Source organism: Thermoanaerobacter sp. X514 (assembly GCF_000019065.1).
GTDB lineage: Bacteria > Bacillota > Thermoanaerobacteria > Thermoanaerobacterales > Thermoanaerobacteraceae > Thermoanaerobacter > Thermoanaerobacter pseudethanolicus.
The window spans coordinates 1,380,672-1,402,944 of sequence record NC_010320.1; the positions used below are offsets into that span (position 1 = coordinate 1,380,672).

The window sequence follows — 22,273 nt, forward strand, 5'->3', positions numbered from 1 at the left end:
GATGATATGGGCCATAAAGCTGGTTTTGTAGCATTAGTTGGTAGAACTAATGTAGGTAAATCTACTCTTTTAAATGCAATTTTACAAGAGAAGATTGCTATTACTTCTCCCAAACCCCAAACTACTCGAAATACCATTCGTGGGATTTTGACAACAGATGAATACCAGGTTATTTTTGTTGACACTCCTGGCATTCATAAACCTAAATCTAAATTAAGCGAATTTATGATTGAGGTAGCTAAAAGAACATTGAAGGAAGTTGACCTTATTTTGTATATGATAGAACCAGATACGGAAGTAGGACCTGGAGATAGATACATAATCGAACATTTAAAAGAAGTAGATACACCTGTCATACTTGTAGTCAACAAAATAGATTTGGTGCCTGAGAAAAGAGTAGAAGAGACTATAAAAATTTTTAAAGAGCAATATGAGTTTAAAGATGTAGTAGCTATTTCTGCTATTGAAAATAAAAATATAGATTTGTTAAAAGAAAAAATTGTATCACTTTTGCCAGAAGGCCCCAAATATTATTTGGATGATTATATAACAGATCAGCCCGAAAAATTAATAGTGGCAGAAATAATTCGAGAGAAGATGTTACACTTTTTAGAGGAAGAAGTACCTCACGGTGTTTATGTGGAAGTAGAATCTATTAAAGAGAGGGAAGATAAAGATATAATAGACATTGAAGCATATATTTACTGTGAGAAAGAGTCCCACAAAGGAATTATTATAGGCAAAAATGGGCAAATGCTAAAAAAGATAGGTCAAAGTGCGCGACTTGATTTAGAAGAATTTTATGGAAAACAGGTTTTTCTTGACCTATGGGTAAAGACGAGGAAGGGGTGGAGAGACAATACAACGTTACTTAAAAAATTAGGATATGCCATTGACAAGAAAACTTACGAATAGTAAAGTATTTAGTGAAAACAAAAGGAGGTTATGTCATGAACATAGCAAAAATGATTGACCACACTCTACTGAAGCCAAATGCGACAAAAAGTGAAATAGAAAAACTTTGTAATGAGGCAAAAGAGTATGGATTTGCTTCTGTCTGCATAAACCCCTGCTTTGTAGACCTTGCCTATAGTATGTTGAAAGATACAGATGTTAAAGTTTGCACAGTGATAGGTTTTCCATTAGGTGCAAATACTATCGAAACCAAAGTATTTGAAGCAGTTGAAGCGGTTAAAAAAGGTGCGACAGAAGTTGACATGGTATTAAATATAAGCATGTTGAAGAGTGGAGATTACGACTATGTAAAAAAAGAAATTGAAGAAGTTGTGAAAGCGGTAAAATCCTATGGAGATATAGTTGTAAAAGTAATTTTAGAAACCTGTTATCTCACTGTTGAAGAAAAAGTAAAAGCATGTCAGCTCACAAAAGAAGCAGGTGCTGATTTTGTTAAGACTTCTACTGGTTTTGGGCCAGGTGGAGCGACGGTAGAGGATGTAAAATTAATGAGACAGGCAGTTGGTGAAAACTTTGGTGTTAAAGCTTCTGGCGGTGTAAGAACTGCTGAAGATGCTAAGGCGATGATTGAAGCAGGAGCCAATCGGATTGGGGCAAGTGCAGGCGTTAAGATTGTGGAGGAATGGAATAAACTAAAAATGAGTTGATAAAAATGCGCTTGTTAAAAACAGAAGCAATAGTATTAAAAAACAATTTAATAGGTGAAACAGACAAAATAGCCACCCTTTTTACTAAAAGCTATGGTAAACTTCAGGCAGTGGCAAAAGGGGCAAGGCGCTCAAAGAGCCGATTTGTGAATGCAATAAGGCCTTTTGTTGTTGCCAATTATGTTATTTTTGAGGGGCAAAATTATTACTATATTGACCAATGGGAGTTAATCGAAGCTCATAAAAATATAGAAAAAGACTTAGCTAAATTTTCTGTAGCTTCGTATATTGCCGAAACTATAAACAAAATTTTAGAGGAAAATCAAAAAAGCGAGAGGCTGTATCTGTTTTTAAAACATTCTTTAAAAGCAGTTGACGAGCTACAAATAGACCCTTTAATTTTTATTTCTTCTTATAACTTAAAATTAGTTTCTTTATTGGGATATATGCCTCAACTTGATAATTGTGTTGTCTGTGGAAAAAGAGAGAATTTAAAATATTTTTCTAATTCCTGCGGGGGTGCAGTGTGTATAAACTGCAAAAATAAATGTTTTGACGCCAAGCCATTACATGAAGTAACATTAAAAGCTATAAAGTATTTTCTTAAAGGAGATTATGACAAGCTTCAAAATATTAAAGTTTCAGGAGTTATAAAAGAAGAAGTGGATAAAATAATAACAGCCTATATGAAAGAACATCTTGAAATAGAGTTTAAATCAAAAGATTTTATTAACAATTTACAAAATATGTGAAAGGAGGGTTTAACGTGTTAGATGAAGAATTAGAAAAAATAGATATGATAGTAGAGAGAATGGGAGTAAGTTATAAAGAAGCAAAAGAAGCATTAGAGAAGTCAGGTGGCAGTGTTGTAGACGCATTGATATATATAGAAGAGAATAGAAAAAGTTGGACTGAGACCTTTACAGTCGCAGGTTCAGAAGTTATGGATAAAATAAAAGAATTAATTAAAAAAGGTAATGTTACAAAAATAAGAATAAAAAAAGACGATAAAGTTCTTTTGGAGATTCCTGTAACGGCAGGGGCTATTTCTGCAGTTATCATTCCTCAGTTGACATTAGTAGGAGCGGCAGTAGCGCTTTTAGCTAATTGCACAATTGAAGTTGAAAAACATGATAAAAGCGTAACCGTATTAAAAGAAGAAAAGAAAAAAGATTGACAGAAACTTGTCTCTTTGGTATTCTTAAATAAGTAAAGTTAAAAACCTTTCTTCCCAAAAGGGATGAAGGGTTTTTGCATAATTGCGAGAGAAAAAGGAGTGTTATTAAATGCCACAAGCAGTTACAATGGATAAAATAGTTGCCCTTGCAAAAAACAGAGGATTTGTTTTTCCAGGGTCTGAAATATACGGAGGACTTGCTAATACTTGGGATTATGGACCTCTGGGAGTAGAACTTAAAAACAATATTAAAAGGATGTGGTGGAAAAGATTTATTCAACAAAGTCCTTATAACGTAGGGATTGATTCTGCAATTTTGATGAATCCAGAAGTGTGGGTTGCATCAGGTCATGTTAGCAGTTTTAGCGATCCTTTAATGGACTGTAAAGAGTGTAAATCAAGATTTAGAGCTGACCAATTGATTGAAGACTACATTAAAGAAAAGGGATTAAATATTTCTATTGAAGGTTGGACAAATGAACAAATGATGGAATTTATAAAAGAACATAAAGTATCTTGTCCAAAATGTGGTGCCCATAATTTTACTGATATTAGGAAGTTTAATCTCATGTTTAAAACCTATCAAGGTGTTACAGAAGACTCTAAATCAGAAGTGTATTTGCGACCTGAAACCGCACAAGGAATTTTTGTGAACTTTAAAAATGTTCAAAGGACAACTCGTAAGAAAATACCTTTTGGAATAGGACAAATTGGTAAATCTTTTAGAAATGAAATTACTCCTGGTAATTTCATATTCAGAACGAGAGAATTTGAACAGATGGAATTAGAATTTTTCTGTAAACCGGGAGAAGATATGGAATGGTTTAGTTACTGGAGAAAATATTGCATGGATTGGCTTTTAGAATTCGGCTTAAAAGAAGAAAATTTAAGATTTAGAGACCATAAAAAAGAAGAACTATCTCACTATAGTACTGCCACCACAGACATAGAATATAATTTTCCCTTTGGATGGGGAGAGTTGTGGGGAATAGCTAATAGAACAGATTTTGATTTAAGGCAACATATGGAACATTCGGGAGTTGACCTGTCTTATATGGACCCTGTAACAGGAGAAAAGTACATACCATATTGCATTGAGCCTTCTGTTGGGGTAGATAGGTTAATGTTGGCATTTTTAATAGATGCCTATGAAGAAGAAGAGTTAGAAGATGGAGAAACTAGAGTGGTTTTAAGGCTTCATCCTGCTCTTGCTCCCATTAAGGCAGCAGTGCTTCCATTATCCAAGAAATTATCAGAAAATGCCTATAAGCTTTATGACCAGTTGAGAAATAAATTCGTAGTAGATTACGATGAGACAGGAAGCATAGGTAAAAGGTATAGAAGACAGGATGAGATAGGCACGCCTTTCTGTATTACTTATGACTTTGATTCGGAAAATGATCACTGTGTAACCATAAGAGATAGAGATACTATGCAACAAGTGAGAATAAAAATTGAAGAAGTAGAGAAATATCTTGAAGAAAGGTTAAATTTTTAAGGGAATCAGGATTTTTAACTGATTTCCTTGTTTTTTTATGTTACAATAATTTGTGATATAATAGGAAGGAAACGAAAAAGAAAGTTGGTTATCTTATAAACTTGTGATATAATTATACTAAAGTAATAAACCGATAGAAAACGTTTATGAAACGACAGAGGAAAGTATAAATTGTCAAAAACTTTAAAGGGGTGATAAAGATTCAACTGACAAACCGCCAGCATATAATTATTGACATTGTCAAGAAACATCAACCCATTACAGGGGAACAAATAGCTGAGAAATTAAATGTCACAAGAGCGACTTTAAGACCGGATTTGGCAATATTAACTATGTCTGGGATCTTAGAGGCGAGGCCAAAAGTGGGATATTTTTATACAGGAAAATCACCCCTCAGTTTAGTAGAAGATTATATAAAGAGCATAAAAGTAAAAGATATCAAGTCTTTACCTGTAGTGGTAGAGGAAAGTACATCAGTGTATGATGCCATTGTAACACTTTTTTTAAAAGACGTCGGGACAATTTTTGTACAGGATGGAGGATTTTTAACGGGCGCTGTTTCAAGAAAAGACTTTTTAAAAATCGCAATAGGCAACACTGATATTTATAAGGTCCCGGTGGGAATAATTATGACCCGTATGCCTAACATAGTTACAACTTATGATGATGAGCCTGTGTATAATGCTGCTGTTAAAATTATAGAGCACGAAGTAGACAGTCTTCCTGTAGTTGAACCTGTAGTGGGAAGTGATGGAAAACAAGGATACAAAGTGACAGGAAGAATTTCGAAAACTAATATAACTAAATTGTTTGTAAAGCTTGGGGAAGGTTAGGGGGATTTCTTGAATGGAAGAAGGAGTATCAATTTACTTGGTTTCAGATTCTAATGTAGATACAGCAGAAAACATTGCGAGTATTGCTGCTGCTCACTTTGATACTTTTATAGAAAAAATAAAAAAATATCCGTATGTAGGTGATAAAAATCAAATAGAAGAAATTATTATGGAAGCAGCTAATGATGCAAATAGCATAATAATCCATACTATGGTGGTCCCGGAATTAAAAGATTATCTTCTTAAAAAAGCACAGAAATTTGGCATAAAAATAGTAGATGTAATGGGACCAGTGATAAATGCTATTGAAGATAGTACTGGTATATCCCCCCATACCAATTTAGCAAAAAATAATAAAGAAGATTATTTGAAAAAAATCGAAGTAATAGAATTTGCCGTAAAATATGATGATGGTAAAGATGCAATGGGTATACTATTGGCAGATGTAGTTGTTATAGGGGTTTCTAGAACATCCAAAACACCTTTGTGCATGTACCTTGCTCATAAATATATAAAAGCTGCTAATTTACCTTTAGTGCCAGAAATTGAACCACCTCAAGAATTATTTGAAATCAACCCTAAAAAAATATTTGGGTTGACTATAGATCCTGAAGTTTTGGTAAAAATAAGGAAAGAGAGATTAAAATCTCTTGGCCTTGATGCTAATGCTATATACGCTACTGAAGAAAGAGTTAAAAAAGAGATAAAATATGCTGAGGAGGTGATGAAGAGATTAGGGTGTACTGTAATCGATGTTACAAATAAAGCTGTAGAAGAAACAGCTAATGTGATATTAAACGTATTAAAAGGAGGAGAGATTTCATGAGTAAAAAGTATGTGTATTTATTTAGTGAAGGCGATGCTTCAATGAGAGAACTCTTAGGAGGAAAAGGCGCAAATCTTGCTGAAATGACAAAGTTGGGTTTACCTGTTCCCCAAGGATTTACAGTCACCACTGAGGCTTGTACAAGGTATTATCAAGATGGTAAGACTATAGCTCCAGAAATTGTTGAACAAATCTATGAATATATGGCTAAATTAGAAGAAATTACAGGTAAAAAATTTGGAGACCCAACAAATCCTTTATTAGTATCTGTAAGGTCTGGCGCGAGAGTTTCAATGCCAGGTATGATGGATACTATTTTAAACCTTGGTTTAAACGACGAGACAGTAGAAGGCCTTGCTAAAGCTACAAACAATGAAAGATTTGCCTATGACAGCTATAGAAGATTTATTCAAATGTTCTCAGATGTTGTAATGGGAATTGACAAGAATAAATTTGAAGCTATTTTAGATGAAATAAAAGAGGAAAATGGTGCAAAATTTGATACAGATTTAACAGCTGAAAACCTCAAAGAGGTAGTAAAAAGATTTAAAGAACTTTATAAAAAAGAAATGGGAGTAGACTTCCCACAAGATCCAAAAGATCAACTTCTAGAAGCTGTAAAAGCAGTATTTAGGTCTTGGGATAATCCAAGGGCTATAGTGTACAGAAGACTTAACGACATACCAAGTGATTGGGGTACAGCAGTAAATGTCCAATCAATGGTATTTGGCAACATGGGCAATGACTCAGGTACAGGTGTTGCTTTCACAAGAAATCCTGCAACTGGTGAAAAAGCTTTATTTGGCGAATTCTTGATGAATGCTCAAGGTGAAGACGTTGTTGCAGGTATTAGAACGCCTCAGCCAATTTCAACTTTGAAAGAGACTATGCCAGAAGTATATAACCAATTCGTAGAAATTGCTGAGAAATTGGAGAAACACTACAAAGACATGCAGGACATAGAGTTTACTATAGAAAGAGGTAAACTCTACATGCTACAGACAAGAAACGGAAAGAGAACTGCTCAAGCAGCTTTGAAAGTAGCTGTAGACTTAGTGGCTGAAGGCTTAATAGATGAAAAGACAGCAGTCTTAAGAGTAGATCCGAAACAATTGGACCAGTTATTGCATCCAACCTTTGAGCCAAATGCGTTGAAAGCTGCTAAGCCTGTTGCAAAAGGTTTACCTGCTTCTCCTGGTGCTGCATCAGGAAAAGTATATTTTACTGCTGATGAGGCAATAGAAGCTGCAAAATCAAGAGGAGAAAAAGTAATTCTTGTAAGAACAGAGACATCTCCAGATGACATTGAAGGTATGTCTGTAGCACAAGGAATACTTACAACTCGTGGCGGTATGACATCTCATGCAGCTGTTGTGGCAAGAGGTATGGGTACAGCTTGCGTAGTAGGTTGTGGCGATGCAAAGATAGACGAGCAAGCAAAAGTAATGAGAATTGGCGATATAGAAGTTCATGAGGGAGACTACATATCTATAGATGGTAGCACAGGTAATGTGTACATTGGTGAAATAAAGACTGTTACACCTGAGCTAACTGGAGATTTTGCAACTCTCATGAGCTGGGCAGACAAATATAGAAAATTAAAAGTAAAAACTAATGCAGATATACCAAGAGATGCAAAAGTTGCAGTTCAGTTTGGTGCTGAAGGAATAGGCCTTTGCAGGACAGAGCATATGTTCTTTGATGAAGATAGAATTCCTGCTATGAGAGAAATGATTGTCTCAAAGACAGAAGAACAAAGAAGAAAAGCTTTAGAAAAACTATTGCCTATGCAAAGGTCAGACTTTGAAGGTTTGTTTGAAGTTATGGGTGAATTCCCTGTTACTATACGCCTTTTAGATCCACCACTGCATGAATTCTTACCTCATACAGATGAAGAAATTAAAGAACTTGCAGAAAACATGGGTATAACTTTTGAAGAGCTAAAAGCAACAGTAGAAAGCTTAAAAGAGTTTAACCCAATGTTAGGTCATAGAGGCTGTAGATTAGCTATAACCTATCCAGAAATTGCTGAAATGCAGACAAGAGCTATTATAGAAGCTGCTATAAACGTAAAGAAGAAAACAGGCAAAGACGTAAAACCGCAAATTATGATACCACTTGTAGGTGAACTTAAAGAGCTTAAATACCTCAAAGACATAATAGTAAAAGTAGCTGACGAAGTTATAAAAGAAAACAATGTTGAGATAAAATACCTTGTAGGAACAATGATAGAGGTACCAAGAGCAGCTCTTACAGCTGACCAAATTGCTAAGGAAGCAGAATTCTTCTCCTTTGGTACTAATGACTTGACTCAGATGACTTTCGGTTTCTCAAGGGATGATGCTGGCAAGTTCCTTGAAACCTATTATGAAAAGAAGATATATGAATTTGATCCATTTGCTAAGCTTGACCAAGAGGGTGTTGGCAAGTTAGTAGAAATGGGTACTAAACTTGGAAGACAGACAAGACCTGACCTTGAAGTAGGTATATGTGGTGAGCACGGTGGAGACCCATCTTCTATTGAGTTCTGCCACAAAGTAGGTCTTGATTATGTCTCTGCTTCACCTTACAGAGTACCTATTGCAAGACTGGCTGCTGCTCAGGCGGCAATAAAATACGATAATAAATAATTAATTTCAAAGGCAGCAAATCAAAATTTGCTGCCTTTGAGCATTGTTTAAGGTTATTGTTTTTTGACCATTCATGTTATAATATTAAGTAAAATTGGTAACTTTAATAGTAGGAGGAGAGTTAAATGGATAGAAACACGGCCTTAGCGCTTGTCAAAGAATATGTATCAGATGAGACTTTAATAAATCACATGATAGCGACAGGTGCTATAATGGGAGGGTTAGCTGAAAGATTAGGGCAAGATGTTGAAAGATGGGTAGTTACAGGGATATTACATGACATAGACTACCAAGAAACTAAGGACAATCCAGAGTTGCACAGTATAAGGGGTGGAGAAATTTTAAGAGAACATGGTCTTGATGAGGAAATAGTACATGCAGTTATGGCACATAATGAAATTCATGGCATTGAGAGGATAACTCTTCTTGACAAAGCCCTTTTTGCTGTAGATCCTTTATCGGGTTTAATTACTGCAACAGCTTATGTGATGCCTTCTAAGAAGTTAGAGGAAGTCCAATTAAAATCATTAAAGAAGAAGTTTAAAGACAAGACTTTTGCTAAAGGAGCAAACCGTGACCAAATCAAAACTTGTGAAGAATTTGGAATTTCTTTAGACGAATTTTTAGAGATTGCTCTTAATGAAATGAAAAAAATCGCACCACAGATAGGATTGTGAGGAATGGGAATGAGCGTAAAAGAAAGACTTTTAGAATTAATGAGAGAAGAGAATTATAAACCTTCTAAAATAGAAGAAATAATGAAAATATTAGGGATAGACTATAGTCAAAAAAGCATTTTAGAAAAAATATTAAAAGAGATGGAAAAAGAAGGCCTTGTTTTTAAAACAAAACGAGGTAAATATGCTCTTCCTGAAAGATTAGATTTAGTAAAAGGTAAGATTGAATTTCATTCAAGAGGCTATGGCTTTTTAATTCCCGAAGATAGCAATATAAAGGACATATTCATACCTGTAAGTGGCATGAACGGTGCAATGCATGACGATACTGTTTTAGTGAGAGTTACAAAAAGGGTGGATGGAAAGAGCGAAGAAGGAGAAGTTGTAAAAATTCTCAAAAGGGCAAATACAACTATTGTTGGAACTTACGAAAAAAGCAAAAATTTTGGCTTTGTAGTGCCAGACAACAAAAAGATCCATCAAGATATATTTATTCCTAAAGGAGAAGATAAAGGCGCTAAAACAGGCATGAAAGTTGTAGCCAGAATTACTAAATGGCCTGAAGGAAGGCGAAGTCCTGAAGGGGAGATTATAGAAGTATTAGGATACAAAGGTGACCCTGGCATAGATGTAATGTCTATAATACGGGCGTATGATATTCCTGAAGTTTTTCCTAAAGAGGTTTTAAAAGAAGCAGAAGAGATACCGACAGAAATTCCTGAAGAAGAGAAAAAGAGAAGAGTTGATTTGACTGATTTAGATTTTGTCACAATTGATGGAGAAGATGCAAAAGATTTGGACGATGCAGTATGTGTACAAAAACTTCAAGATGGCAATTATCTTCTGTATGTGAGTATTGCAGATGTGAGCCATTATGTGAAAGAAGGTTTGAATTTAGATAAAGAAGCATTAAAAAGAGGTTGTAGTGTATATTTCATTGATAGAGTAATACCAATGTTGCCACCTAAGTTATCTAATGGTATTTGCAGTCTAAATCCGCAGGAAGAAAGACTGACTCTCACTGTTAAAATGAAAATAAACTCTCAAGGAGAAGTTGTAGACCATGAAATTTTTGAAAGCATTATAAAAAGCAAAGAGAGAATGACATATACAAATGTTTACAAACTTTTAGAAGAAAATGATGAAGAATTAAAAAAGAGGTATCAGTACCTATTGGAAGATTTTAAACTAATGAAAGAGCTAGCTCTTGTTTTGCTAGAGAAAAGGAAAAGAAGAGGCAGTGTAGATTTTGATTTTCCTGAAGCTAAAGTAATAGTAGACGAGAAAGGTAAACCAATAGATGTTGTAAAAGTCGAAAGGAATATAGCTCATAGGATAATTGAAGAATTTATGTTAGTAGCTAATGAAACGGTAGCTGAGCATATGCATTGGGTAAATGTACCATTTGTTTATAGAATACACGAACATCCGGATATAGAGAAATTAATTGCTTTCAATAAATTTATTCACAATTTGGGATACCATATAAAAGGAATTGAAGGAGGACAAATACATCCAAAGTCTTTGCAAGAGTTAATAAGACAAGTGAGAGGAAAGAGTGAGCAAAGAGTTGTAGAAACTTTGCTTTTAAGGTCTTTAAAAAGAGCAAGATACAGTCCAGAAGACATTGGCCATTATGCTTTGGCGACCCAATATTATACTCACTTTACTTCCCCCATAAGGCGATATCCTGACCTTATAATTCATAGGATAATCAAAGAATACATAAATGGAAAATTAACAAAAAAAAGGCAACGCCATTACAACAGAATTTTAAATGACATTGCTTTAAAATCTTCTGAGAGAGAAAGAGCAGCAGAAGCTGCAGAAAGAGAAATAGAAGAATTAAAGAAAGTAGAGTACATGGCAGATAGAATAGGGAATGTTTATAAAGGGATAATTTCCAACGTGACAAATTACGGATTTTTTGTAGAACTTGACAACACTGTGGAAGGGTTAGTAGATGTTGCTTCATTGGAGGATGACTATTACCATTTTGATCCAGAAAGATATGTTTTAATTGGTGAAAAGAGCAAAAAAGTTTACTCTATAGGTAAAGAGGTTTATGTAAAAGTTGTTCATGTAGATGTGGATAGGAGAGAAATAGACTTTGTTTTAGCAGAAGAAGAAAAAGATAATTTAGAGATTGGCTTAACCGAGCATAAAAGCTGAAACATATATTGACACTATTTAAAAATGTGTTATAATATAATAGCGATGAGGGTGCCCTATTTGTGACACACAAGTAGGGCAATTTTCTCCTAAAGAGGGTGTTTAAAATTTGGCGAAGGAAGAAATTAAAATAATCGCTCAAAACAAAAAAGCTTACCATGATTACTTCATTGAAGAAACTTATGAAGCAGGAATAGTGCTTAGTGGAACTGAAGTTAAATCTATTAGGATGGGGAAAGTCAATTTAAAAGATAGCTTTGCAAGAGTTGAAAACAACGAAGTTTATCTTTATAATATGCATATAAGTCCTTATGAAAAAGGCAATATATTTAATAAAGACCCCTTAAGGACTAGAAAATTACTTCTCAATAGACATGAGATTAATAAACTAATTGGTTATGTGACAAGGAAGGGTTACACTTTAATTCCTACAAAGCTTTATTTAAAGCGAGGCCTTGTCAAAGTCGAATTAGCTGTAGCGAGAGGTAAAAAACTCTACGATAAGAGAGAAGATATTGCGAGAAGAGATGCAAAAAGAGAATTAGAAAAACACTTTAAAGAAAAACAATTAGGCATATAACATGGGGGTGTACTGGTTTCGACGGGGGCAGTCGAGGTAAAAGTAGCGAGCCGAGTTGTCCGCCAGCTCGTAAAAACGGTGGAGTAAAAATAAACGCAGACAGAGAATTAGCTTACGCTGCCTAATTTAAGGTAGCCGTCCAACCTGAAATGCCCACGTTTCAGGATTGGGCGTCAAAAGAGTGGGGAACTGGTTTTGCTCAGGCTTCGGGGCAAAACCGGAACTTATGAAGCTACCGAGGCGGTTATCCTGTCGCTGGGAGAACCGCTGAGGGAAAATTAAAACAGCGACTGCGCTCGGAGAAGCTTTTACTGTGATGCCTTCGGACCGGGGTTCGACTCCCCGCACCTCCACCAAAAATAAATATGGGGCTGTAACTCAGTTGGGAGAGCGCCACAATGGCATTGTGGAAGTCGTGGGTTCAAGTCCCATCAGCTCCACCAGAAAAATCAAGGGTTCTAGGTATCCGGCAAGGTACCAGAACCCTTTTTTGGTGCTCAATTGGTGCCCGTATGGAGGTGTCAAGATTATGATAGACCTGGGAAAGGCCAGACTACGTTTTGAAGAACTAGGGCTTCTGAGCGCAGATTCTTTACTTGATTCACTCCTTGAAAGAGTGCAACTTTAGTTGGTGTAATTCCATTTGAAAATCCTCCTGTGTGGATAAGTTAACGGACCTAATATAAGCGATACTCAGCAGATGTTAGTACATGCTGCGATGTATACGAAACTTAACTAGTTACAATTGTGGTGGTAGGTAAAGTAATATGGCTAAAAGTATCAAGGTTGCTAACAGAAATTAATATTTCTGACATAAGCTTTTTCAAAATCTAGGGCCTTAAAACTAAATTTATCTTTCTGATTCAATCCTTAATCTATAGACAGCCTTTTATATCATGTAAAAAATGAACATATTTATATTCACATTCAAATAAAGTTTGAATTTTCAGACAATTTATTTTAAACAGCCCTTTTTCAGTCCTATAATAGTTAATTTTACTGGCCCTGAAACTATTATCCCTTAGTTCATTGCTAAAAGCTTCTAAATCGTAATAAAATCCATCCATTTTTTAACACACCACCCAGAATCAATTCGGGTTGAAATTGTTTAACTTACCATATATTATATAGGTAAGAAAAGGAAAAGTAAAGGGAGGCAAGGGGAGGTATGAGGAGAAAAATTATTAGTTATTTTTTCTATAGTTACTCTTTTAGTATATTCATGGTGTATTAGTGTGCTAGGAAATGATGGAAGTATGGGACCATGTGGAGAAAAGGATGCGATATATTATCATTCTGTAGTTGTAGATAAGTAAAAAAGTAAAGCAAAAATGTATTTCAAAAAGGCTAGAAGCACATCTTAAAACTTTTATGTAAAAAGTTTTGAGATGTGCTCAACATAAAAATTGCTTAGGAGGAGGTGAAAATATGCAGAAGATAACATTTTCTTCTGTTACCCCGATGGGATGGTGCCTTGGATTTTTCGAATGTGGGGTAATAGACAAGTAAACAAAATTACCTCCAAGGGGCTGTTTTGCCCTTTGGAGGAAAAATCCAATTATAATTAGTTAGTAATTATAAACTGTAATAATTTAGTAATTATAAACCGTAATAATGACGATATTAATGAGGATCTAAAAACGTATCTATATCTACTTGTTATTATTTAAATTGCTTTTTGCTTAGCTTCACTTTTTTGTCAATAATATCGTGGTAAATAGCTCAATAAAGTATTTGAGAAAATATTGCAAAAAATTATTCAAAAGACTTTGGTTAATGAGTAATAAAGAATTCACTAAACAATGTTTACTATTCCAAGGAGGTAATATGAATGAAGACGATAAAGAAGTATATCTTAAAGTACAAATTTTTGATTCTAGTAAACGCTGTACTTGTAATTTTTGTATCAGCCCTTAAAGCCTTGCAGGCAATACTTTTTAAAACAATTGTTGATACTTCCGTTGGAAATTTAAGTTACAGCATTTCTACATTAATATGGTATTCGGTGGGGTTTTTGGTAGCTGTATTTACGGCTGAGACCTTATCAAAAGCAGCTTCTGCAGCTTTTAACAAAAAAGTGATGATAGACTACAAACAATCCATTATAGAAAGCTTTATCAATTCCAAGAGAAGAGGAAAAATTACAAGTTCTGAATTAATATCCTTGCTTAGCAATGACGTGAGAATGATAGAGAATAATTATCTCACAAGTTTGATTAGCATTATGGAGGATATTTTGCTATTTGTCGTGTCTTTATATCTATTATTGCGTATAAACGTTTATCTCACTATAATCATTTTTATTTTTGGATGGGTTCCAGTGATTATACCTCAACTTTTCACAAAGATAAATCAAGAGCTAAAAGCAGAGTACCTCAAAAAACTTGAGAGATTCACCAACAGGATAAAAGAGATGGCTCAAGGATTTGAAGTAATAAAAGCCTTCAACATAGAGGGTAAAATACTCGATATGGCATCAAAAGATAACAAAGAAGCAGAAATGGCAGGGTATAAATCTGATGCATTTCAAGGATTTCAAGGGGCATTGTCTATTGTTTCAGGATTTGCAATGTTTTTTGTGAATATTCTTCTAGCGACCTATTTAGTCATAAAAGGTTACATAACAGTAGGTTCTATGATTGCTGCTGTACAGCTTATGAACTATATAGTAAATCCTTTGATTTCCGCATCTGTATATGCAACAAAAATAAAGTCTGTTGAAAAAATAGCAGATAAGATTCAAAAAGAAATAATAGATGCCAGCAAAGAGGAAATTTCACAAGGGGATAAGCAGTTTGAATTCAAAAATTCCATAGAAATTAAAAGCTTAACCTATTCTTATGATGGAAAGAGGAATGCTCTATCAAACATAAATATCAAATTAGATAAAGGGAAAAAGTACACTCTAGTTGGAGAAAGCGGATGTGGGAAAACTACTTTACTAAAAGTCTTATTAAACCACATTACTGATTATGAGGGGCAAGTACTTATTGACGGAGTAGATATAAGGTCCTTTGACCCGGCCTCTTATTACAAAAAAGTTAGTATTATACAGCAAAAGGTTTTTATGTTTAAAGACACATTAAGGAATAATATTTGCCTGTACAGCGACTGTACGGAGGAAGAGCTAAATGAGGCATTAAGACAATCTGGTCTAGTTCAGGTTGTTGAAAAACTTCCAAATGGACTTAATACAGTAATAGGTGAAGGCGAAGTAGAATTATCCGGAGGGGAGATGCAGAGAATAGCTATTGCAAGAGCTCTTATCAAAAAAGCGGAACTATTGCTCATAGATGAGGCTACAGTAGCTTTAGACAAAGTTACCGCGAGTGATATAGAGAGGACGCTTATAAATTTAGATGCGACAGTACTTGCTGTAACCCATAAATTAGACCCGGATATACTGAAAAGGTATGATGAAATATTTGTGATGAAAGATGGAGAAATCATTGAAAGAGGTACATTAGATTGAGCTATTAGAAAAGAGAGGATATTTCTATTATATGTATAATTATGGGATTGATGAAAAAGAGGAAATGGAGACCATAGAAGAAGCTGTATGAAATAATCAAGTTGTAGAGATGACTTCTCTTGTCTAAAAGAAAAAAGTCCTCCACAAAAAGGAGGGCTTTTTATCTATTGTCTGTTAAAAAATATTGTTTCACTGTTATCATAAACAGAAGTGTGAAAAGTTTTTGTAATTATAACTATATCTCCTCTTAGGATGCATGGAGATCGAAGAAAAGAAATATTTCTAAATATTCCAATTTCATTCACGACTTTTTATTACAAGCATGTTATTTTCCTTAGAAATTTCTAAATTATAAAATTTCCTGCACGACTCTATAGTTGTTTCTATAAGTTTTTCCTGACCAGTCATTTCAAATAAATGTATAGATTTAACCAGAAAGTCTTTGTATTCTTCTTTGCCAAGATTGTACTCTGCAATTGCTTTTCTAAAGTATAAAAGCCCCAAGCCACTTAAAGTGTTATTTTTTATACAGGTTTCTATGCCTAGATTTGAATAATGTAAAGATTCTTTGTAAAGAGAAAGAATATGGTAATTGTAAGATATGTTGTAATAAATTTTTATTTTTGTTTCCCATTCTTCTGGAGATAAATTTTCTAAGCAGAATAAAAGCATTTCAAGGCTTTTTTGCACATTCTCTGTTTTTTTGATAATTAAAGACATATTCATTAAAATTCTAATTTCCATGTCACTGTAGACAAAATCGGTATAATTAGAAAGAGAAAAATTAGGAATAGTAACTTCCATTGCTTTTTGAAGTTTTTCCATGGCTTTTTCATGATCTTTGTTAATTGTTTTTTCAAAAACAGATTCAGCAAGGAGTAAAAGTTGATTTAATAATTTAGAGTAATATAAACTCATATTGCCTTTTTCAAGTAGTTTCTTTAACCTATCAACATCTTCTTTCAAGCTCTCAAAATTTCCGCTTTCAAGCTTATTTTCAAGAGAGCATTTTATGTCAAAGAAAGTAGGAAAATCTTTTAATCTGTATTTCAAGAGCAACTCATTTAAATCTTTTTTATAAAGGTGTGATAATAATTCTAAAGTTTCCTGTTTGGGTAGAACCTTACCGTTTTCAATTTTTCTAAGAGTATCTCTATTAATAAAGCCATGCTTAGAAACATCGATTTGAGAAAGACCTAGAGATTTGCGGATATTTTTAAGTTCCTCACCAAAAGCTTCTAAATCATAATAAAACCCATCCATTTTTTAACACCCCATGCCGATTCAAATCGGCTTGAAATTATCCTGGTTATTATCTATTATATAGTTAAAAGAAGGAAATGTAAAGGGCAGGTGAAGATGGAATGAAGAAGAAATTGCTGGTTATTTTCTTTATTGTTAATATCTTATTTACATCTTGTTTCTTGAGTTCCTTAGGAGATAGAGGGGTAGTACCATTAGGAGAAGAGGATGCAATAGACTTACATTATATAGTTTTTCATAATACAGTATAACTCCATGAAATACGAATTTCAAAAAAATTAGATGTTAATCTGTGAATCTGACAATTTTTAAAATTTTACACAATTTTGTTCAATATATACACAAAAAAGGAAGAGGACTATCAAAAGGTATAGACCAAATAAAAAATTGTGATAAATGTGTATAACTCATAATTTAAATTCGTGATTAGTTCATTAAAAGCCCCCCTGAATTTTATAATATTTCAGAAGGAGATGAATGGTGATGAACAAGAAAATAACATGCCTGTTTGTAATTCTTTTGATAGTTACTTTTACTACTTCTGCATATGCGGCAATTACTACGATTGTATATCAGTCAGGTCCAAATCTAGTTAAGTCTACGGAGTACTATCAATACAAATACGTTGGTTACATTCAATTGACCTCAGCTTATAATGATAATGGTTGGAGTAGATTACGAGGCTATATAAGGTATTATATTCCTAATACAGATAAAGATACTGGTAGATGTTATACTGACTGGTCACTAAATGGAGAACTCGTCAGTAGAGAGATTACTTTTTATGATACCTTAAATCCCTTTGCTGAAAAAGTACGGTTTGAATATGGATTTGACTCTGTACCATATGGTAGCGGAATTTTACCATTTACTATATCTACACCAATGGTGGAAGTTTTTGAAATAAAAATTGGTAAATAAGACAAACCACTTGTTTATTACACTTGGCAGATAAGAGTGTTTTAAAAGGGGGGCTTTTTATAGGGCTTTCCGGTTCGGAGAAGACAACATTGTATATGTTGTAGTTCATATAATGAGAGGAGAATTAAAAAATGAAAAACAAATTTATACTTTTCACACTGACTTTTATTTTTTCTGTAGCATTTATCATTTTTTCTTTGTTTACATATTTCAGAGCAGATACGATTTTAAAAAATCCTTTGGGGCTTAGTGAGAATTTTGTCGAACTTCAAATTTCTCCTCCTTTTGACCCTCAACTGGCCTTAGACGTTGAAATAGCCCATAAAGTCAAAGAGGAAATGTATAAAATTGTTAAAAATAAAAATATCGTAATGGTATATTGGGACATAGAGGATGTTGGACTTGGTTTATATGATCCAATAAACTTTTATAAGTCAAACTTATTGAAAGAAGGGGACATGTTTTCTGCTGTGTCTGTTAAAGACATAATCATAAAGGAAGATTCTTATTCTTATGATTACAATGTAAAAAGATTAGGTAGAAATTATATTGAAGACATGATAGAAGGCAAAAAACTAAACATATTAGGAGTATACGACTCAAGACATCCCCTGTATGACAAAACTCATGAGTATATATACAACTATTTTAGCAAGGCTAATAATATTTTTGGCTTTTATTATTTTGATTCTAATTCAAAAGAAGAAGTAAATCAAATTGTTAGTGATATTCAAAAAATGCTGCAAAAATACGGGTATTTATATGACATTACTGATGAAGGGTTTTACAGGGGCAATCTTAAAAATATTATCTCTTCAATGCTGCTTTCTAAAATTTATTTGCCTGTGTTTATAGCCTTTATTTTCGTATGCGTAAATTTGTATTTTTTCTATTATATACTTTTACGTAATCAGAAAAAAGTTATGATTATACATTCAATATTTGGAGCAACAAATGTAAAGCTTTTGGTAAGGTATACAAGAGAAATATTGAAGTACTTATTTTTAAGCTCTGTGCTAGTCACAATTTTTTACAAACTATTTTTTGCCAGTACTGTTTATGATGTTTCGATCAAAACACTATCAATTGTCGTATTGGCAAATGTCTTGTTGGGATATGCAATATGGTTTTTGGCTTTTTTAACTGTTGACTACAGGTTAAACCGAAAGGATGGAGTATATGATTACGCAATTTAAATTGGCTTTTAAAGATATTAGGAAAAATAAGTGGAAAATTCTTTTATTTATTTTCCAAATGACAATTTTTTTGTTTTTTACAATTATAATTTTAGAGCAGTCTGTACAGTTAAGTCACTACAGCAAGATGCTAAAGATTATAAAAAATAACAATATAATCTTTTTTAAAGATTACTTAAACAACTGGGAACCTCCTTTTATTGACAAGGAGATATATTATTTTTTTGAAAATCTTTTTGATAGGAGTGGTAATGCGTACTCCGTAATGGAAAATGCAGGTACTGTAGAATTTTCACAAGAACATCCCGATGCAAAAATAGTTATAGGGGTGGGGAATTTTGATAAAATTTTTGGAATTGATAAATACAAAGATACAGAAAAACCCTCATACGTTTTTATAGGTTCTGATGTAAAAAGCATCAGGATTGGAGATGAAATTAAATTGGGAATTTTTAATAGGCAAACGTACAAGGTTGATGGCAGATTAGAAAAGGGAGAGGGTTATATAAATAAAGGCAGATATAGAAGTTTAGACGACAAAGTGCTTGTTTTGACTTCATCAAGAGAAGTAGCAACATTGTACCAAGTAGGAGGGTTTCTTGAGTTAATACAAAATATTCATATTACAAAATCGGAGGAAGGCGAGATTGATAAAATTGTAGAAATGGCAAATAAGACCAAAAAAATTACTTTAATTCCTGAAAAATTGAATTTAAGAAATATAGTTGAAAAGGGCTATAATGAGGATTTCATAAATTTTATATTTTTTTCAAGCTTTCTTATAAGCATGGGGATATTCATAATAGTTGGATTGGTTTCTTTCCTTTATATAATGATAAATCGCAACTTTACAGAATATGTTGTTCATCAAATATACGGAGCTACTAAAAAAGATTTGTATTTGCGCATAACTATTTTTGTGGTTTTGGTTGTCATTTTGCCATTAGCTATGTTTTTAGCTATACCTAATATGCTTTTATTGCCAAGCACTAAGTGGGTATGGTGGTTTGTCTTTACGTTTTATTTTATAACAATATTATTTGTATCCATTTTGTCTGTTGGGAGATTGAACAAAAAAGACTTAACAGCATTTTTAAGGAGGGATAATTAAGCATGCTCATAAAAACAGAAAATGTAAAAAAAGAATACATGAGTGGAAAGAAGAAGAATCTGGTTTTAAAGGGAGTAAACTTAGAAATAAATGCGGGAGAAAAGATTGCTATAGTAGGACCTTCAGGCTCTGGCAAAACAACAGTTCTTAATATAATAGGATTATTACTTCCCGCAACAGAAGGGGAGGTTTACTTAGCTGGGAAAAGAGCATCAACTTTAAAGGAAAAAGAAAGGGCAAAACTCAGAAATAAATTTTTTGGTTATGTATTCCAGGAATTTCTTTTGGTAGAAGAAGACACGGTATTTCAAAATATAGAAATACCTCTTTTGTACTCTTTGACAAAGAAAACAAAATCGGAGAAAAGAAAAATGGTTGAAGAAGTTTTGGAAAAAGTGGGTTTGGAAGTTAAAATAAACGAAAAGGTCAGGAACTTATCAGGAGGAGAAAGGCAAAGGGTGGCAATAGCAAGAGCTATAATAAATGACCCTGAGGTAATCCTTGCAGATGAACCGACAGGTTCGTTAGATGCAGAAAACGGGGAAAAAATCATGGACATTCTGGAAAGTTTGGTAGACAAGGGTAAAACTTTATTGATTGTAACACATAATGAAGCTATTGCAAAAAGATGTGACAGGATATTCAGAATAAAGGATGGATATGTGGAGATAGAAGAGTAACACAGTTTTGGTTATTTTTAATACCCATGCCAATTCAAATCGGCTTGTAATTGTTTCCTTTACCATGTATTATATAGATAAGGAAAGGAAAAGTAAAGCTACTTTTATATTCATATTTTCGGATGTTTCTTTTTTATCAATAGATAAAAATGGTTTAAGAGAAAAAACAGTTTTATTATTTAAAGGGTATCGAAGTTAGATTCAATAAGAGGAAGATTTAAATAAATGCAAAATTTAAAGGGTAATATACAATTTTTCTTGGCAGTACCATTATTTTCAAATCTTTTTACCTCTTTAATGGCGCCTTTTTGGGTAGTATATTTTAACAGAATTAATTTGGATTTTGCACAAATTTCACTGCTCATAATTATAAATCATGTAGCGGTTACATTATTTGAAATACCAACTGGTGCTCTTGCTGATACATAATCAAACAGGAGGGACGGTTCCTTCTGTCTGATTTTTTCAGATAAAAGGAACCGTCCCCCTTGTTTGACTGTGGGAAGAAGATGCAATTGACTTGCACTCATAGAGATGGGACAAAAGATCTAAAGTTTCCTGTTTGGGTATGACTTTACCGTTTTCAAATTTTCTAAGTGTATCCCTGCTGATGAAAACTTGTTCAGTAACATCGCTTTGGGAAAGCCCCAGAGATTTGCGAATATTTTTAAGTTCTTCACCAAATGCTTCTAAATCGGAATAGAAACCATCCATTTTTTAACACCCCATGCCGATTCAAATCGGCTTGAAATTATGTTGGTTATTATCTATTATATAGTTAAAAGAAGGAAATGTAAAGAGCAGGTGAAGATGGAATGAAGAAGAAGATATTAATTATGTTCTTTGTTGTAAACATTTTATTTACATCTTGCTTTTTTAGTCCAGTAGGAGAAGGGAAAGTAGTTCCACTGTGGGAAGAAGATGCAATTGACTTGCACTCCTATGACTCCATTGGGATGAAATGATGGGGTGAATCGATTTAGTTTTCTTTTTAAAGTACATAAAACGCCAGAGACAAATGCAGGTGACAGTTCCTTTTATCCGATTTCTAGATTCCAAACAAAAAGAACCGCCTTCTTTGTTTGGATTATTTGTGTTAAAGTCCAAATTTTCGGATAATTTATTTTAAAAATCCCTTTTCAAATCTTATACCACTGTATTTTACTCTCTTAGAAGCCATTTTACAAATTTAGCCTATTGTAACTTACAGTTACAAAATTAAAAATTTTCACTGGTGATATAGTTTTTTTGCTTGGAATATTGACGTACATTAGTGTAACTCCAGCTTATGTGAATGATAAAAAAGAGGTGCTCCAATATCTAGTAGCAGAAGAAAGAGAACCAAGGATACATGGAGATATAAATAATCCATGGGGTGGATAGAAGCTTAGAAATTGAAAAGTATTTTTCATATCCAATGCTTACTATCGTAGAAGATACTATTATAAATAGAAAAGATGCAAAGCAAAAGTAGATTTCAGGCAGGTTGAATGCACATCTTAGAACTGTGATATAAATACAAATAAAAAGTTTTAAGATGTGCTCAGCATAAAAATTGTTTAGGGGGAGGTGTCAATGGTGAGAAAGATAAATTTCGACCCCATCGTTAATCCAG

The 22,273-nt window shown here is 33.5% G+C and carries 19 protein-coding genes, 1 tRNA gene, 1 other RNA gene and 2 pseudogenes; 21 read left to right on the top strand and 2 right to left on the bottom strand.

What is annotated here, in order from left to right; translation table 11 throughout:
- Nucleotides 1-6: 6 nt before the first annotated feature.
- From era to TETH514_RS06865, 14 genes and pseudogenes are all read left to right on the top strand, one after another.
- Nucleotides 7-915, top strand: coding sequence for a GTPase Era (gene era, locus TETH514_RS06800; RefSeq protein WP_003867915.1), 909 nt, complete (start codon nucleotides 7-9; stop codon nucleotides 913-915).
- A 35-nt stretch (nucleotides 916-950) separates the two neighbouring features.
- The gene (gene deoC, locus TETH514_RS06805; RefSeq protein ID WP_004403811.1) at nucleotides 951-1,622 is read left to right on the top strand and encodes a deoxyribose-phosphate aldolase; all 672 of its coding nucleotides are present in this window, start codon (nucleotides 951-953) and stop codon (nucleotides 1,620-1,622) included.
- 5 nt (nucleotides 1,623-1,627) lie between these two features.
- Entirely contained in the window at nucleotides 1,628-2,374 is a 747-nt protein-coding gene (gene recO / locus TETH514_RS06810; protein ID WP_009052247.1) for a DNA repair protein RecO, read from the top strand.
- Nucleotides 2,375-2,388: 14 nt separating this feature from the next.
- Nucleotides 2,389-2,799, top strand: coding sequence for a DUF4342 domain-containing protein (locus TETH514_RS06815; protein ID WP_003867912.1), 411 nt, complete (start codon nucleotides 2,389-2,391; stop codon nucleotides 2,797-2,799).
- Nucleotides 2,800-2,908: 109 nt separating this feature from the next.
- Nucleotides 2,909-4,297, top strand: a complete 1,389-nt coding sequence (locus tag TETH514_RS06820; RefSeq protein ID WP_003867911.1) for a glycine--tRNA ligase — start codon at nucleotides 2,909-2,911, stop codon at nucleotides 4,295-4,297.
- Between the two features lie 191 nt (nucleotides 4,298-4,488).
- Nucleotides 4,489-5,130, top strand: a complete 642-nt coding sequence (locus tag TETH514_RS06825; protein ID WP_003867910.1) for a helix-turn-helix transcriptional regulator — start codon at nucleotides 4,489-4,491, stop codon at nucleotides 5,128-5,130.
- 13 nt (nucleotides 5,131-5,143) lie between these two features.
- Complete coding sequence (locus TETH514_RS06830) at nucleotides 5,144-5,956, top strand: pyruvate, water dikinase regulatory protein (protein WP_003867909.1); 813 nt, start codon at nucleotides 5,144-5,146, stop codon at nucleotides 5,954-5,956.
- A complete protein-coding gene (ppdK, locus tag TETH514_RS06835) occupies nucleotides 5,953-8,586 on the top strand; it encodes a pyruvate, phosphate dikinase (protein ID WP_003867908.1) in 2,634 nt (877 codons plus the stop codon). The genes TETH514_RS06830 and ppdK overlap by 4 nt, the downstream gene beginning before the upstream one ends.
- A 125-nt stretch (nucleotides 8,587-8,711) precedes the next feature.
- Entirely contained in the window at nucleotides 8,712-9,263 is a 552-nt protein-coding gene (locus tag TETH514_RS06840) for an HD domain-containing protein (protein ID WP_003867907.1), read from the top strand.
- Between the two features lie 9 nt (nucleotides 9,264-9,272).
- Nucleotides 9,273-11,435 (top strand): ribonuclease R, encoded by a 2,163-nt coding sequence (gene rnr / locus TETH514_RS06845; protein WP_009052248.1) that lies wholly within the window; start codon nucleotides 9,273-9,275, stop codon nucleotides 11,433-11,435.
- Between the two features lie 109 nt (nucleotides 11,436-11,544).
- A complete protein-coding gene (smpB, locus tag TETH514_RS06850; RefSeq protein ID WP_003867905.1) occupies nucleotides 11,545-12,015 on the top strand; it encodes an SsrA-binding protein SmpB in 471 nt (156 codons plus the stop codon).
- A gap of 3 nt (nucleotides 12,016-12,018) precedes the next feature.
- Nucleotides 12,019-12,371: a transfer-messenger RNA gene (gene ssrA / locus TETH514_RS12320) on the top strand.
- Between the two features lie 11 nt (nucleotides 12,372-12,382).
- Nucleotides 12,383-12,458, top strand: a tRNA-Ala gene (locus TETH514_RS06855).
- Nucleotides 12,459-13,846: 1,388 nt separating this feature from the next.
- Nucleotides 13,847-15,578 (top strand): annotated as a pseudogene (locus tag TETH514_RS06865) (ABC transporter ATP-binding protein).
- A gap of 206 nt (nucleotides 15,579-15,784) precedes the next feature.
- Here the strand turns inward: TETH514_RS06865 and TETH514_RS06870 are convergent.
- Nucleotides 15,785-16,750 (bottom strand): helix-turn-helix domain-containing protein, encoded by a 966-nt coding sequence (locus TETH514_RS06870; protein WP_009052250.1) that lies wholly within the window; start codon nucleotides 16,748-16,750, stop codon nucleotides 15,785-15,787.
- Between the two features lie 483 nt (nucleotides 16,751-17,233).
- On the opposite strand from TETH514_RS06870, the gene TETH514_RS06875 reads away from it, so the two are divergent.
- From TETH514_RS06875 to TETH514_RS06900, 5 genes are all read left to right on the top strand, one after another.
- On the top strand, nucleotides 17,234-17,671 hold the full coding sequence (locus TETH514_RS06875; protein WP_003867901.1) for a hypothetical protein: 438 nt from the start codon (nucleotides 17,234-17,236) through the stop codon (nucleotides 17,669-17,671).
- 131 nt (nucleotides 17,672-17,802) lie between these two features.
- Nucleotides 17,803-18,867, top strand: a complete 1,065-nt coding sequence (locus TETH514_RS06880) for a hypothetical protein (RefSeq protein ID WP_003867900.1) — start codon at nucleotides 17,803-17,805, stop codon at nucleotides 18,865-18,867.
- Nucleotides 18,851-19,978 (top strand): hypothetical protein, encoded by a 1,128-nt coding sequence (locus TETH514_RS06885; RefSeq protein WP_003867899.1) that lies wholly within the window; start codon nucleotides 18,851-18,853, stop codon nucleotides 19,976-19,978. The genes TETH514_RS06880 and TETH514_RS06885 overlap by 17 nt, the downstream gene beginning before the upstream one ends.
- Nucleotides 19,979-19,980: 2 nt before the next feature.
- Complete coding sequence (locus TETH514_RS06890) at nucleotides 19,981-20,658, top strand: ABC transporter ATP-binding protein (protein WP_009052251.1); 678 nt, start codon at nucleotides 19,981-19,983, stop codon at nucleotides 20,656-20,658.
- A gap of 225 nt (nucleotides 20,659-20,883) precedes the next feature.
- Nucleotides 20,884-21,087 carry a hypothetical protein gene (locus tag TETH514_RS06900; RefSeq protein WP_009052252.1) on the top strand — a complete coding sequence of 68 codons (204 nt, stop codon included), beginning with the start codon at nucleotides 20,884-20,886 and terminating at the stop codon, nucleotides 21,085-21,087.
- Between the two features lie 96 nt (nucleotides 21,088-21,183).
- Here the strand turns inward: TETH514_RS06900 and TETH514_RS06905 are convergent.
- Nucleotides 21,184-21,372: pseudogene (locus TETH514_RS06905) on the bottom strand (helix-turn-helix domain-containing protein); the annotation flags it as partial.
- A gap of 101 nt (nucleotides 21,373-21,473) precedes the next feature.
- Here TETH514_RS06905 and TETH514_RS12725 point away from each other — a divergent pair.
- Nucleotides 21,474-21,623: a hypothetical protein gene (locus TETH514_RS12725; protein WP_009052254.1), complete on the top strand. Its 150-nt coding sequence runs from the start codon at nucleotides 21,474-21,476 to the stop codon at nucleotides 21,621-21,623.
- A 283-nt stretch (nucleotides 21,624-21,906) separates the two neighbouring features.
- On the top strand, nucleotides 21,907-22,041 hold the full coding sequence (locus TETH514_RS13035) for a hypothetical protein (RefSeq protein ID WP_012268693.1): 135 nt from the start codon (nucleotides 21,907-21,909) through the stop codon (nucleotides 22,039-22,041).
- Nucleotides 22,042-22,273: the final 232 nt, after the last annotated feature.